Source organism: Bernardetia sp. Wsw4-3y2, from assembly GCF_037126295.1.
In the GTDB taxonomy this organism is placed as follows: domain Bacteria; phylum Bacteroidota; class Bacteroidia; order Cytophagales; family Bernardetiaceae; genus Bernardetia.
Genome location: NZ_CP147017.1, coordinates 3,508,739 through 3,523,541, shown reverse-complemented (window position 1 = coordinate 3,523,541; position 14,803 = coordinate 3,508,739). Strand labels below are relative to the sequence as shown.

Genomic DNA, 14,803 nt, shown 5'->3' with positions numbered 1-14,803 from the left:
TTTTTGTAGATTTGCGTTTTATTTTTCTTAAACAAATCCAAATTCTATTCTAATGAAAAATTTATTTTACTTATTCTGCCTTTCTTGTTTTTTTATACTTTCATCTTGTGAAATTGATGGACAATCTCCTATTGGTGTAGATGAAGGCGAACCCTCAAAAGATTATCAAAATGGCTTTTTTGTAGTCAATGAAGGAAATTTTGATTGGGGAAAAGCGACTCTTACTTTTATTCATCAAGACGGAATAGACAAAGGAAAAGTAGAAAATAATATTTTTGAAAGAGTAAATAATGAGCCTTTAGGAAATGTAGGGCAATCTATGACCATTCATAATGGAAAAGGATATATTGTAGTCAATAATTCTCAAAAAGTAGAAGTCGTAAACCCAACAACTTTAGATAGAATAGCAACTATAAAAAATCTTCATTCGCCTCGTTATTTTATTGGAATAAATGATTCAAAAGCGTATGTAAGCACTATTTATAGAGATTTGATTTATGTCATTAATTTACAAACTAATCAAATAACAAAAGAAATTCGTACTACAGAATGGACAGAAAAGATGGCAAAACTAGGCGATTATATTTGGGTTACTTCTCACGATGCTGATAAAGTTTGGGTGATTGATTCAAGAAACGATGAAATTATTCATACCATCACTACGCCAGCAGGTTCAAAAAGCATAGTTGCTGACGAAGCACAAAATAGAATTTGGATTTTGGCGACAGGTTCGGATACTGAAAGAGCTAGATTGATTACTTCTTCGCTTTCAGATGTACGTAGTAGTGAGAGTAGAGTATTTGATGAAGAAGAAAAACCTCAGTTTTTGAATATTTATAATAATGATTTGTACTGGATTTCTGATACTAATTTGTATCAACTATCTAGTTTTCAGATAGATTCTCGCCTTCCCCAAACTCCTTTTATTGAAGGATTAGGAACAGTAAATACACTGATTTATAATGCTGTTATTTCTCCTAAAAATGGGCGTTTACTTTTTGCTGATGCTTTAGATTACCAACAAGAAGGCTATATTTTTGAATATGATTTGCAGAGCAAAAGAGAAGTAGAACGCTATAAAGTAGGTGTTATTCCGAATGACATTTGTTTTAAGTAGATTATTCCAGTTTTAAATTAAACAATATCTTTTTTCCACCTCTCCAATATTTATTATTTTCTGTATAAATAATTTTATAATATTGCTCTTTACTTTTTAGATGATATTGTGGAGTTTTCCATAAAGCAAATAAGATTTTAGAAAGAGAAATTTTTATTGGTGTTCCAGTTCCAGTTGACTCTCCTTTGGTTATTGTTCTTTTTTCTTTGTCTTCGATAAATACATAACATTCACATTTATGGCAAGGAGTATCTCTAAAATACTCAATTACTAATGAATCTGTTGGTTTTATATCTTTTATCTTAATAGAAATTTCTTGAACCTCAATTATATATGTTTCTCTTATTAGATTTTTATTGTAGGAAATACGCCAGTAATCTAAAAAATCTAGTGTATCTGCTTCTGCAAAACTAGATAAACAGATAAAATACAGGAGGAGAAAAAATATTTTGTTCAGCATACATTAATATTTTACAAATTCAAATATACAAAAAACTCTTCATACGAATTTTATATAATTCTAAATGAAGAGTTTTTTGTGTTTTAAAATTTTCTGTGTTATTCTAGTTTCTCTAATTTTTTCTAATTTTTTCTTTTTCGCTTTCTGTACTTTTGTTAGCTGCCATTTCTTCGTGCAGTTTGCCTTGTATGAGTTCTTGTAAATTGAATGGTGCAGGTTGTCTTTCTATGCTTTTTTTGATGAGCGTATGAAGTTGTTTTTCATTTTCAAAGTATTCTCGGTGCCATGTTGAGGTAGCTATAAATTTCATAAATTCAGCTTCTTCTTTATGTGAAGTTTCACCGTCTAATATTAAGTATACTGTTTCTTTGAATACTGGAAGTTTATTTAATTTGCTCATAATAAATGTGGGATAAATGGGTTTTAAAAAAATGCTAATTAGTGCCTTTTTGAATGAAATTATTAGAAATTATTTTTTTCAAACACTGGCAAATAAAAAACCTCAACAGCTAACTCTAAAAGTTTGCTCTCAAGGCTACGAAATATCATATATAAATTTTTAAATTTCTTGGAAACAGAAAATCATCAGAACTATCTGTAAGCTGAGCAGGAAATATATTTTCTACTGCATCACTTTGTCTGTCTGTCCCACTCTTTGGGCTATTTTGTTCTTGTAGTTGTTCTTTTCCTTGAAAATTGTAAAATTGAGTTTGAAGAGTCTCTATCGAAAACAATACAAATAAAGTAGTTAATACATAATTAAATGAAAATATGCCAATCTGAAAAGTAGAATTAATAGAAGCTGAATTTGTAAAGTTTCCTCTACGATTCAACTCATTATGTAATCTAAAATTCAACTTGTATATTTTATAATCAATCATATTATTAATAATCTATATTTATATAAATCAATTTGTGAAGGTTTTGTTTAGAGAGTAGTCTTTTTGAAATGATTTTTTGATAACTTTAGTTAAGTATAACTCTTTCAAATTCAACTACTCAACCTATCTTTTTCAAAAATAATTCCTTATTTCTCAAAAATAAAGAATACTTTTTTCAAAACCTTTACTTTAACCAATAACTTGCTAAAATTTGGGTTTAAATTGTAGAAATATTTTGTCTAGTCCTGAAATAGTGTTACAGTTTTTTAGATAGATTAAATATATATCAGGCAGTCTTAAGATTGTCTGATTTTTCTTTTTTATAGGTTCTTATTTCAATATTTTCCTTTTGATGTGTTTGCTCTGGTGTTTGCATATATAAAGAAAAATGAGGTCTTTCTTGATTATATATTTGTACACTTTGTTGTACTAATTGTTTCATCCAAGTCAAATACGATTGTTGAGTTTCTAGTAAAAACTCTTGTTTGAGAATACCATTGACACGTTCTGCTACTGCATTTTCGTAAGGGTCATAACATTCTGTCATACTACAACGAATACGATTTTTAGTTAAAATCGTCTGATATTCATCACTACAATATTGGACACCTCTATCTGAATGATGAATCAATTCTCGTAACGGATAATTTCTGTTTTTCAATGCCATTTTTAAAGCATTTGAACAACCAACAGTCTCTAAGCTATTAGAAACATCAAAACCAACTATTTTCTTTGAATACGCATCAGTAACCAATGCCAAATACATCGGATTTTCTCGTGTTCCAATATAGGTAATATCACTTACCCAAACTTGTTCTGCTCCATCTACCTTCAAGTTTGCAATTAAATTTTTATGCTTTTTGAAACGATGAAAGGAGTCTGTAGTAACATGATACCTCCGTTTAGGTAAAATAAGAAGATGATTAGCTTCCAAAATACGAAATAGTTTATCTCGTCCCACTTTTAAAGCCTTTAAAGGAATTTTTAAAATGTGGTAAAGTTTACGAGTACCCACTCGTGGCATTCGATGTCTAACTTCTTTGACTAAATCAACTACTTTTTGAGCTAATTCTTTGTATTTATCTGTCCGAAATAAAGAATAATAATATACCCGTCTAGATATCCCAAGCAATTTACAGGTCTTTTCAATACTGGTTGCAGGCTGTTCACTAAATGAACTAACTACTTGGGGTTGGAGTTTTTTCGTATAGAAATTTTATATTCTTTTTCGGCTAAGTCAATCATCATGTCAAACAAAATGGCTTTCTTATCTAAGGTAGATAATTCTTCTTGTAGAGTGGCATTTTGTTTTTTAAGAAGACGAATTTCCTGCTCTTGTTCCATTAAACGTTGTTCTGCTGTTTTCATAGGACGAATTACTTTATAAGAATGATCAAAATTACCGTATTTTTTTAACCAGTTCACAACAGTATGACGACATTGAATACCATAATTCCGTTGTGCTTGAGTTATTGTAAAAAGACCTTGTTCTATTTCCTTAACTACTTGAAGTTTGAACTGCATGGTATAGTCTTTCTGTGTACGTTTTACATAGGTACGTTCCATAATAAAATTGGTTGTGTAACACTATGTTAGGACGAGACATTTTTTACAAAAAAAAACCTTCATTTCAAATAAATGAAATAAAGGTTTTTTTGTTGTTAACTAAATAAAAGTTGCCCCGCAAGGACTCGAACCTCAACTAACGGCACCAAAAACCGCTGTTCTGCCAATTAAACTACAGGGCAAGCTAGAAACGAAAGCTCAAATTAACTGTGATACAAAAGTATCATAAACTAAATTCTAAAACAACTATTTTTTAAAAAAAAATAGTAAAAAATAAAAGTTGCCCCGCAAGGACTCGAACCTCAACTAACGGCACCAAAAACCGCTGTTCTGCCAATTAAACTACAGGGCAAGCTGAAAACTATAACTCATCAAAACTAAGAAGAACAAAATAAATTAAATACTTTAACTCATCTCCGTTTCAAATCGGTTACAAAAGTACGATTTTTATTTTAATATCCAAATACAAAATCATTTTTTTTCAAAAAAAATAAAGAAAAACCTTATCTTCTAAAAAATTATTGTCACTTTTTGAAATTTAGAGTAGTATTTGCTTACATATCAACACCTACCCAATTAAATTAGTTTGCTTACAAAAAATATATCCTCACTGATATATCAATACTAAAATATGAATACTCTACTAGAAAAGGAATATGGAAAATTAGAATATAACGCAGAAAATCATTTTATAAAACTCACTTTGATTGGCAATATTTCTGATGAAGATTACAAATATATTTGGAATTTGAGTTTGGAAGAAGCACAAAAAGTAAATTGTGGAAATGTTCTTATTGACCAACGAAAAATTGGCTTTGTAAAAATGATGTCAAGAGCTTGGCTTATTCTCAAATGGATGCCCAAATCTAAACAAACTGCAAAAGATATAGAACAAAAACTGGCTGTTTTACCTTCCACACATATTGCACATCGAACAGGATTAACTTATTTATTAGATTCTGTTAAAAAAGTTTTGGGAAATGGCTTTAAGTTTTTTGAAAATGAAGAGGACGCAATTTCATGGCTTTCTCTAGTTAAAAAAGAACAAGAAGTTGAAAATAACGTTTAGAATGAATTAAATTAGCTTTTTATTATTGATAATTCATTTTTAATCAAAAAAATATGTCTTTCGATTTTCAATCTATGCGTTCTCGTCCTCGTCGTAATCGCCAATCTGCTGCTTTGCGTGCTATGGTAGAAGAAACTTCTCTTTCTGTTGCTGATTTTATCTTCCCTATTTTTGTCATTGAGGGAACAAACAAAAAAGAACCTATTGCTTCCATGCCTAATATTTTTCGTTATTCTTTAGACACACTCTTAGAAGAAATTGAAGAATGTTATAATTTAGGAATTCGTGCTTTTGCTCCTTTCCCAAGTCTGACAGACGAACATAAAGATTCTATGGCAACTTCTAGTCATAACCCTGAAAATATTTACTTAAAAACTATAACAACCATAAAAGAAAAGTTCCCAGATGTTTTTGTGATGACAGATGTAGCCATGGATCCTTATAGTAGTGATGGACATGATGGAATTTATAAAGATGGAAAAATAATAAATGATGAAACATTAGAGATATTGGGTAAAATGGCTGTTGCACAAGCTCGTGCAGGTGCTGATTATGTTGCTCCTTCAGATATGATGGATGGACGAGTAGGATATTTGAGACATGCTTTAGATAAAGAGGGTTTTCAAGATGTGGGAATAATTGCTTATACAGCTAAGTATGCAAGTGCTTTTTATGGTCCTTTCAGAGATGCTTTAGATTCTGCACCTCGTTTTGGAGATAAAAAAACATATCAAATGAATCCTGCTAATATCCGTGAAGCTCTTTTAGAAGCTAAATTAGACATTGAAGAGGGTGCTGATATGATTATGGTTAAGCCTGCACTTTCTTATCTTGATGTGATTAGTAGAGTAAATCAAAATTCACACGTTCCGATTGTAGCTTATAATGTAAGTGGCGAATATGCTATGATAAAAGCAGGAGCTGAAAAAGGTTGGATAGATGGAGAAAAAGTAATGCTTGAAGTTTTGTTAAGTATAAAAAGAGCAGGTGCAAAGGTTATTTTGTCTTATTTTGCGAAAGAAGTTGCCCAAATTTTGTCTAAAAAGTGATTTATGAAAATCTCAACGACGATGAAACCTCGTTGATGGTTGGTAAACAAATTATGAAAAGAACTAAAAAACAGCTTGTTTATTACGACGAACAAAAACAATTATTGACAGAGTTTTGTGAAGGAAATGAAAAAGCCTTTTCAAAACTCTATCAGTATTATTATGGCTTTGTAGAAAATTATGTTTGCAAAAACAAAGGCACAACAGAAGATGCTCAAGATATTTTTCAAGAAACATTGATTGTATTTTTAGAGAAACTCAAAAAGGAAGATTTTTACCTTACAGCTTCTCTAAAAACATATATTATTGCAATTAGTAAAAATTTATGGCTCAATGTTTTACGAAAAAACAAAAAAACGACTGTTTATTCTCTTGCTAATTCTGATGAAGACGAAAGTGAGTTTAATCAAAAAGCAATAGAGGCTATTTTATCAAATAGCTTTGATATAGAATTAGAAAACGAAAAGCCAATGATAGATAAACTTGGAGATTATTTTTCTCGCTTGACTTCGCATTGTCAGAATTTACTTTCCACTATCATAGAAGAAGAAAAAAGTACAGAGGAAATTCAAAAAGAATTTGGTTATACTACTCGTCATAATCTTCGCAACCAAAAACACAAATGTGTCAATCAGCTAAAAAAAGTAAAGGCTTTAGCAGAATCTAAAACCTAATTTTCAAATAAAAATGCTTATACGCAATTCTGAAACAAAAAGTTTTGAATCAAAATCATTTTTTTTTAGAAAAATGGATTCTTTCGCTTAGTTTTTGTTATCTGATTGTTTTAAAACTTATCTTGCCAAACAATTCGGAATTTTCTGTTTATTGTTATTTCAATAATTATTTCATTCTAGTTGCATCTTTAGCACAATGAATTCTAAAAATTACTTTTCTTATCTTTCTGCTCAATTTTTCACATCTCTTCGTAATTCTTTTACGCTTTTTATGTGTGCGCTTTTAGTTGTAATATCTTTAGGTTTTTGTTCTAAAGTAGAAGCACAAGCCATTCCAACAGCCGAACATTATACTATTTATGATTATCATGCACATCCTCAGAACTGGTCTGTGGTGCAAGATGACATTGGTAGAATCTATGTTGCCAATACAAAAGGAGTTTTAGAATACGATGGAAATACGTGGAGACTAATAGAGTTACCTAATTTGGCAAGTGTAACAGCTCTCACAAAAGGAGAAGATGGGAAAGTTTATATAGGAGCAACATCAGAAATAGGTTATTTAGATTCAGATTCATTAGGAAATAAAGTTTATATCTCTTTGCTAGATAAAATGAATGAGCAAGACAAAAAGTTTTCTACAATATGGAAAGCCTTTTCTACCTCAGATGGAATTGTATTTCAATCTTTTGAAAAAATATTTTGGTATAAAAATGGAAAATTCAAAACGATTGCTCCTAATTCAGCTTTTCATTTAGCTTTTCAGATTAAAGAAAAAGAGAATAAAGACAGCAAATTATTTGTCAGAGAATGGGGGAAAGGGTTACATCATCTTACCTCAAAAGGATTAGAATTTATTGCAGGAAGCGAAATTTTTGCAGATGAAAAAATTTATTCTATTCTATTCAAAAAGACAGACACCTATTTTATCGTAACTGAGCAAAAAGGAATTTATACCTACACCGAGAACATAGGATTTTCACCCTTTCCAACAAAATCAGACTCTTTATTCAAAAAAAGTCAAGTATATTGTGGAATTGCTCTAGCTGATGGAAATTATGCCATCGGAACACGTTTAGCAGGAATTTTAGTCTTTGATTCCAACTTTCAATTTCTTTATAAAATCTCTTCCAAAAATGGTCTGAAAGATGATAGAGTGGCTTATCTTTACGAAGATTCAAATAAACAAGTATGGGCTGCACTCAGTAATGGTATTTCTTATATTGATGTTGCTTCTTCTTTTCGTTATTTTGATAAAAATACAGACATCAACAGAAATATTTTGAGTATTTCGCCTCCTTATAATCAAAGTCTTTATATAGGAACAGTTCAAGGAATCTTTAAGTCAAATACTGATAAAGCAGAAACAATAAAAGAATTTACTCTTTTGCCTTATTCAGAGCGAGAAACATGGAAATTAGATGTCTATAAAAATATTCTTTTAGGGGCGCAAAACCCAGGTATTGCGTGGATAGAAAAAAGAGGTGTAGAAGAACTTTTGGCAGCAAGTAATCCATTTATTCAAGATTTTGCTTTAGTAAAAAATGACACTTCACATTTAATTGCAGCTTCTGTTGAAGGTCTTTTACTTTTAAGATGGCAAAACAATCATTGGGTTTTTGTCAATAAAATTGAAGGATTTACAGGTGCAGCCACCAAAATCATTCAAGATGATAAAAATGATTTTTGGGTAAGTGATTATAATAGAGGAGTTTTCAGACTTCAATTAGATGCAGATTTTTTAACTGTTACACATTCTGAATTTTTTGGAAAACTTAATGGGCTTCCTAAAAATCAGGGAAATCACGTTTTTGAGTTAGATGGAAAAGCTATATTTGGCACACTAGAGGGAATTTATGATTTTAATGAAAATACATTTGCCGCTCATCCTGTTTTTGAAAAGCTAATAGAAAAAAAGGCAATTACTATTTTTGAAAAAGATAAAAATGATAATTTATGGATAGTAACACAAAATGAACAAAATAAATTTAGTAGTTCACAAACATTGCTGGTTCAACTAAAGAAAACAGATTCTTCTTATCAACGTTATGATGCTCCTTTTTATAAAATAAAACAAATTGTTCAGGCTGTCCGTCCAATTGATGAAAATTTGGTTTTGATTGGTACAAATGAAGGTCTAATTTCTTACGACCCTCTTAATACTATCGCAGACAAACAACCTTTTTCTGCTTTTATTACACAGATAGAACATAGTGGTTCAAAGGATTCGCTACTTTTTGCAACTGATTTTATACTTAATCAAAAAAGTAATGAGCAGAATAATTTATCAGAAACGAAAAGTATAAATTTACCTTATGAACTTAATTCCCTTCGTTTTAGCTTTGGAAGCTCATTTTTTGAGCAGCGAAGTGAAGTGTATTATCAAACAAAATTAGAGCCTCTAGATAAAAACTGGTCTGCTTGGACTACCAAAACACAAGACAAATTTACTAACCTTTCAGAAGGAGATTATATATTTCATCTTAAAGCAAAAAACTTATATGGTGTAGAAAGTGAAGAGGTAACTTTCAAGTTTACTATCAAAACACCTTGGTTTAGACATCCTTTGTTTTATCTTTTTATTGTCCTTGTAATTGGATTTTTAGTTCAGTATGGAATAAAGATTTATACAAAACGACTAAAATCTGAAAAGAATTTATTAGAAAATACGGTTAGAGAACGAACAGAAGATATGCGTCAAGCCTATTTTAATACTCGTGTATTAAGTAAATTAGGTCAAGAAATTACTTCTACCCGTTCGATTGATGAAATTACAGATATGGTTTATCAGCATGTCAGCAAACTGATGGACGCTTCTGTTTTTGCTATCGGTATTCATAACGAAGAAGATGGAACATTAGAGTTTCCTGTAGCAATAGAAAATGGAGAAAAATTACCTTTTCATTTTGAAGATTTAGATGATACAGGACGTTTTGCTGTGTGGTGTTTCCTAAATGAACAAGACCTTTTCATAAATGATAGTGAAGTAGATTATGAATTGTATATGTCGCATCGCCCCAAAACAACTGTTGGAAGGGTTGCTCCTTCTCTTATTTATCTTCCTCTCAAAATAAAGAAAAAGGTAATTGGAGTAATTACAGTACAGAGCTTTGAAAAAAATGCGTATAATGATTATCATTTAAACCTACTTCGTAGCTTAGCTGTCTATACAGGAATTGCCATTGAAAATGCAAATTCATATCATCAAATCAACGAGCAAAAAGATATTATTCAAGATAAAAACAAACAACTTATTGCTAGTATCAATTATGCAAAACGTATTCAAAATGCAATTCTTCCACCTTTAGATGCAATTCAAGAAGAATTTGAAGACACTTTTGTTTTGTTTTCACCTCGTGATATTGTGAGTGGTGATTTTTACTATTTTAATAAAATAAATGGCAAATCTATAATTAGTGCCATCGATTGTACGGGTCATGGCGTACCAGGTGCATTTATGTCAATGATAGGTTACGAACTATTAAATGAAATTATTTTAGCAAAGCATATCACAAACCCAGGTAAAATATTAGACGCTCTACATGAAGGAATTTCGAAAGGACTTAGACAAGAACAGACCTTTACACAAGATGGCATGGATATGACACTCTGCACTTGGGATAAACAAACAAATATATTGGAAATTGCTGCTGCAAGAAATCAAATGTATTTGTTCAATTCGGAAGACAAAGAAAGAGTGTTTGAAATAGAAGCTGACAGACAATCCATAGGTGGAAAAATGGATGGAAATTTTGAATTCAAATCACAACAGATTCAGATTCAGAAACACGATACTGTCTACTTACTTACTGATGGTTTCCAAGACCAGTTTGGAGGACTGCAAGATAGAAAATATTTACGTCGTCGTTTGAGAGAATTTTTGCAAAACCATCAACATCTTTCTATGACTCAGCAGCGAAGAGCATTACAGCGAGAACTTACAGAATGGAAAGGAGACAGAGAGCAAGTAGATGATATTTTGATTATTGGGATACGTTTTTAGATTGATTAGTTATTTTTTTCTTACGTTGTTTGCTTTTCTAATTAATTTACTGTACTTAGTAATACACAAAATTGTAAATTTGTCTAAGTATAGATACACAAATATTTTCCTGCACTATGTCGTTGGTGGGACACTAACAACGGCAGGTTATAGCCCTTGTCAGTGTCCACACCGACGAGCATTTATTCAGAGAAAAGGAAATTAGAACTCAATGGAATAATAATGAGTAAAGCAAATAAAATAATTGATTTATTAGATTTAAAAGAGCATATATTTATAAAAATAAATAGAGAATCAGTTATTCAAAACATATTTTCTGATGAAGGAAGAATATCTTCATTTTCCAAAACTGATTTTAAGAAATTTGAGGAGTTAGGAGGTACAAAATTAGTTGATTATTTCCCCTCTGAGTTAGAACCTTATATTAATGAGTTAGTTTTCAAGACTTTTCATTCTCATATTATTTCTTCGCTTACTTTCAACCAAATTTTACATACCGAGTTGCCTTTTTCTATTAAAATGCAGGCTATGCCTTTAGAAAATTTGCAGGTAGGTATTTGGCTTTCTGTTTATAAAGAAGATTATATTTCTACAGATTTTTATGAGCGACTCCCTGTGATGTTACTTTATTTGAATGATGAGGATGAAGTAATTTGGGCAAATCAGCAATTTTATAGAAAATCTAAATTTGAAGCAGCACAATTAGTTACCGAACATGTAAGAGAGTTTTTGAAAATTAATCTCAAAATTTCTCAGCGAGATGCACTAAGAACTAAAGAAACCTCTACACGAACAGAATACAATCTTTTATGTGGAGATGGAAGTAAATTGATTGTGATTGTGTCAGCTATTAATCAATATGATGAAGAAGGAAAATTTCTATGTACTTCTGTTGTTTTGAGAGATGTTACCCAAATGAAACACACACAAATCGAACTAGAGTATCAAAAATTAGCCATTGATGAATCAGCTATTGTAGCTGCAACAGATGCAAAAGGGAATATCATTTATGCTAATGATAAATTTTGTGAGATTTCAAAGTTCTCAAGAGAAGAAGTATTAGGACAAAATCATCGTATTCTAAAATCTGACCATCATTCAGATGATTTTTTTCTTAATATGTGGAAAACTATTTCTTCTGGTAAAGTTTGGCGTGGTGAAGTGTGTAACATAAATAAAGAAGGAAATAAATATTGGGTTTATACCACAATTATTCCCTACATGAATGACAAAAACAAACCATATCGTTACCAAGCCATACGTTTTGAAATTACAGAGCGTAAAGAACTAGAAAAACAAATTGTTCGATACACACAAGGTTTAGAGAAGCTAGTAGAAGAACGTACACAAGAACTCAATCAAAAGTCAGAGTTGTTGAAGGAAGCTTACGAAGAAACTATTCAACAAAATGAAAAGCTAGAGACAAAGAATAGATATATTCAGAAAAGTATTAATTATGCAAAGCGTATTCAAGATTCTATTTTACCAAAAGAAGAATTATTACCTAATACATTAAAAGACTACTTTATTTTTTTTCGTCCAAAAGATGTTGTAAGTGGTGATTTTTATTGGTGGTATCATAATAAGAAAGAAAACTGTTGGGTCATCAGTGCAGTAGATTGTACTGGACATGGAGTTCCAGGGGCATTTATGTCTATGATTGGTAGTACTTTATTAGATGAAACTGTTAAGACAAAAAATATTACAAACCCTGCTCATATTCTTAAAGAAATGCAGGAACAAATTGCCGATATTCTTCAACAAACCATAACTCATAATAGAGATGGAATGGATATGGCTATCGTAACATTAAATAAAGAGAAACAAAAAATTTATGTTGCTGGTGCAAAAAACCCTGTTTTTATAGTACAAAATGGAAACGAATATTGGGTAAAAGGAGATAGAATGAGTATTGGTGGAAAACAACTTTTCTCTGAAGAATTTACTACTCACGAATTCGATTGGATAAGAGGAACAAAAATTTACCTTTTCTCAGATGGATACCAAGACCAATTTGGAGGAGAGAAGGGAAGTAAATTTATGCGAAAAAATTTAAGAGAACTCCTTAGTCAGAATGCACATTTGTCTATGAGAGAACAAAAACAAATTTTAGCTGATACATTAGAAAAATGGCGAAGTGGATATAACCAAATAGATGATATTTTGGTAATGGGATTTCAGTTATAAACTAAAAAAAGACTTTTCAAATAAATGAAGAGTCTTTTTTTGATTTTATATTGTTTTCTCTGATAAGAATAAATTATGAAATAGAACTCTCATCAAGTTCTACTAATTTAAATCCTGTTCCGTGAACATTCAAAATTTTGAGATGAGCATCTGCACGAAGATATTTGCGTAATTTTGTTACATAAACATCCATACTACGAGCATTAAAATAATTATCGTCGCCCCAAATTTCATTTAAGGCCTTTGAACGTTCCAAAGTTTGGTTTTTGTTCTCACAAAGCATACGTAAAAGCTCAGTTTCTTTTGAAGTGAGTTTTGTTTCTTCTCCATTGTTTGTTTTGAGAAGTTGAGCATCATAATCAAAAAGAAGTTCACCAATATTGAATTTACGAAGTGCTGGAGAGCTATCTGCAACAATAGTACGACGCAAAATAGCCTGTACACGAAGAAGTAATTCTTCCATCGAAAATGGCTTTGTCATATAATCATCTGCTCCAATTTGAAGTCCTTCTATACGGTCTTCTTTCATTCCTTTTGCAGTCAAGAATACAATAGGTGTATGCTTATCTATTTTTCTAATTTCTTTAGCTGCCGTAAAGCCATCTATATTTGGCATCATTACGTCTAAGATACAGATGTCAAAAACGTTATCTTCTTTAAAAAATGCGTCTAATGCTTCTTTTCCATCTCTGGCAAGTGTAACACCAAATCCTTTGATTTCTAAATACTCGCTTAAAATTTGACCTAAATTATGGTCGTCTTCGGCTAACAATATATTGTGCATAAATGTAATTTTAGGGTTTTAATGATGTTGATTTAACATTTAAACGAGAGAAATGTTAAAATCGCTGCATTTTGAGTGTTAAAAATTCTTAGAACTCAGTAAAATGTTCTATAATGAATGTGAAGTTAGAAAAATAGTCCTCGTTTAAGAGCAGAGAAGATAGTTTTCAAACTTATTTTTAAAATCATTTTTCTAAAATCTAAATTCTGATTTCATATTATTAAGTTCTTCAATCTCCTTATCTCCTTCAAATTTTTTAAGATAATTACCATCTTCAGGTAAATCAAAAGGATTATAACCTAAAAAATAGAGTTTTTTTTGTGCTATTTTTTTTGCTATTTTATCTATTCTGTATGGAGTTCCTTCAATAAAATCATCTTCTTGAGTAGCTGCAAAAGCCTGTAATTCTTCTTCAAAACTACGAACATATTTAACTACTGTAATATAATCTTCTTTTGTAATCTTTTCCATTGATTTGAGAGTAGGAAAAACTGTTTTTGTATATTCTTCTGAAAAGAAAAGTTCTTGATTTATATTTTTGAATTTTGCTTCTTCAATTTGTTTTTTTGCTTCTTCAACTGTTTCAAAACCATTATTTGTAGCAGCAAAAAATGTCATTATTCCTTTTATTTCCGTTTCACTAAAAATAAAAGAATTATACTGAGTTTTATCTTCTTTTTGTCTAGCCAAAATTATAGAAATAGTATTTTGATTCTCTTTACTTTCGACAAGCTCCTTTTCTATTACTTTTATTGAGTCTTTTATCCTGAATCTTACTGTATTTCTATCTTTAAATTTTTCAATATCTACTATTCCTTCAGAAATAAATAATTTCTCATCTATGCGAACTCTAGTATTCCCATTGGGTTTTTCTGGATACCATACTCCTAGAATATCTATATCTTTTTTACTTTTATTATTTTTAATACAAGTACAAGACGAGAAGTTTAAGAAGAGAATTATACAAAAGCATAAGCAAATAAAATTTTTCATAAAGTAAAATAATTGATAAA

13 protein-coding genes and 2 tRNA genes are annotated in these 14,803 nt (G+C 30.5%); 6 read left to right on the top strand and 9 right to left on the bottom strand.

What is annotated here, in order from left to right; genetic code table 11:
* The first annotated feature begins 52 nt into the window (after nucleotides 1-52).
* Nucleotides 53-1,117 (top strand): DUF5074 domain-containing protein, encoded by a 1,065-nt coding sequence (locus V9L05_RS14330; RefSeq protein WP_338812560.1) that lies wholly within the window; start codon nucleotides 53-55, stop codon nucleotides 1,115-1,117.
* 1 nt (nucleotide 1,118) lies between these two features.
* On the opposite strand, the gene V9L05_RS14325 is transcribed toward V9L05_RS14330, so the two are convergent.
* From V9L05_RS14325 to V9L05_RS14295, 7 genes are all read right to left on the bottom strand, one after another.
* A complete protein-coding gene (locus tag V9L05_RS14325) occupies nucleotides 1,119-1,577 on the bottom strand; it encodes a hypothetical protein (RefSeq protein ID WP_338812559.1) in 459 nt (152 codons plus the stop codon).
* A gap of 112 nt (nucleotides 1,578-1,689) precedes the next feature.
* Nucleotides 1,690-1,977, bottom strand: a complete 288-nt coding sequence (locus tag V9L05_RS14320) for a hypothetical protein (RefSeq protein WP_338812558.1) — start codon at nucleotides 1,975-1,977, stop codon at nucleotides 1,690-1,692.
* Between the two features lie 145 nt (nucleotides 1,978-2,122).
* Nucleotides 2,123-2,458, bottom strand: a complete 336-nt coding sequence (locus V9L05_RS14315; protein ID WP_338812557.1) for a hypothetical protein — start codon at nucleotides 2,456-2,458, stop codon at nucleotides 2,123-2,125.
* Between the two features lie 286 nt (nucleotides 2,459-2,744).
* Nucleotides 2,745-3,608 carry an IS3 family transposase gene (locus tag V9L05_RS14310; RefSeq protein ID WP_338815411.1) on the bottom strand — a complete coding sequence of 288 codons (864 nt, stop codon included), beginning with the start codon at nucleotides 3,606-3,608 and terminating at the stop codon, nucleotides 2,745-2,747.
* 32 nt (nucleotides 3,609-3,640) lie between these two features.
* On the bottom strand, nucleotides 3,641-4,024 hold the full coding sequence (locus tag V9L05_RS14305; protein WP_338811880.1) for a transposase: 384 nt from the start codon (nucleotides 4,022-4,024) through the stop codon (nucleotides 3,641-3,643).
* Between the two features lie 110 nt (nucleotides 4,025-4,134).
* A tRNA-Gln gene (locus tag V9L05_RS14300) sits at nucleotides 4,135-4,206 on the bottom strand.
* Between the two features lie 98 nt (nucleotides 4,207-4,304).
* Nucleotides 4,305-4,376, bottom strand: a tRNA-Gln gene (locus V9L05_RS14295).
* 279 nt (nucleotides 4,377-4,655) lie between these two features.
* On the opposite strand from V9L05_RS14295, the gene V9L05_RS14290 reads away from it, so the two are divergent.
* The 5 genes from V9L05_RS14290 to V9L05_RS14270 all read left to right on the top strand — a co-directional run bounded on the left by V9L05_RS14290 (nucleotide 4,656) and on the right by V9L05_RS14270 (nucleotide 13,006).
* Complete coding sequence (locus tag V9L05_RS14290) at nucleotides 4,656-5,093, top strand: STAS/SEC14 domain-containing protein (protein ID WP_338812556.1); 438 nt, start codon at nucleotides 4,656-4,658, stop codon at nucleotides 5,091-5,093.
* A 53-nt stretch (nucleotides 5,094-5,146) separates the two neighbouring features.
* The gene (gene hemB / locus V9L05_RS14285) at nucleotides 5,147-6,142 is read left to right on the top strand and encodes a porphobilinogen synthase (protein ID WP_338812555.1); all 996 of its coding nucleotides are present in this window, start codon (nucleotides 5,147-5,149) and stop codon (nucleotides 6,140-6,142) included.
* 53 nt (nucleotides 6,143-6,195) lie between these two features.
* Nucleotides 6,196-6,816 (top strand): sigma-70 family RNA polymerase sigma factor, encoded by a 621-nt coding sequence (locus V9L05_RS14280; protein WP_338812554.1) that lies wholly within the window; start codon nucleotides 6,196-6,198, stop codon nucleotides 6,814-6,816.
* A 196-nt stretch (nucleotides 6,817-7,012) separates the two neighbouring features.
* On the top strand, nucleotides 7,013-10,819 hold the full coding sequence (locus tag V9L05_RS14275) for a SpoIIE family protein phosphatase (RefSeq protein WP_338812553.1): 3,807 nt from the start codon (nucleotides 7,013-7,015) through the stop codon (nucleotides 10,817-10,819).
* Nucleotides 10,820-11,041: 222 nt separating this feature from the next.
* Entirely contained in the window at nucleotides 11,042-13,006 is a 1,965-nt protein-coding gene (locus V9L05_RS14270) for a PAS domain-containing protein (RefSeq protein WP_338812552.1), read from the top strand.
* 73 nt (nucleotides 13,007-13,079) lie between these two features.
* On the opposite strand, the gene V9L05_RS14265 is transcribed toward V9L05_RS14270, so the two are convergent.
* Both V9L05_RS14265 and V9L05_RS14260 read right to left on the bottom strand, forming a co-directional pair.
* Nucleotides 13,080-13,790 (bottom strand): response regulator transcription factor, encoded by a 711-nt coding sequence (locus V9L05_RS14265; protein ID WP_338792560.1) that lies wholly within the window; start codon nucleotides 13,788-13,790, stop codon nucleotides 13,080-13,082.
* Nucleotides 13,791-13,982: 192 nt separating this feature from the next.
* Nucleotides 13,983-14,783 (bottom strand): hypothetical protein, encoded by an 801-nt coding sequence (locus V9L05_RS14260; protein WP_338812551.1) that lies wholly within the window; start codon nucleotides 14,781-14,783, stop codon nucleotides 13,983-13,985.
* Between the last annotated feature and the right edge of the window lie 20 nt (nucleotides 14,784-14,803).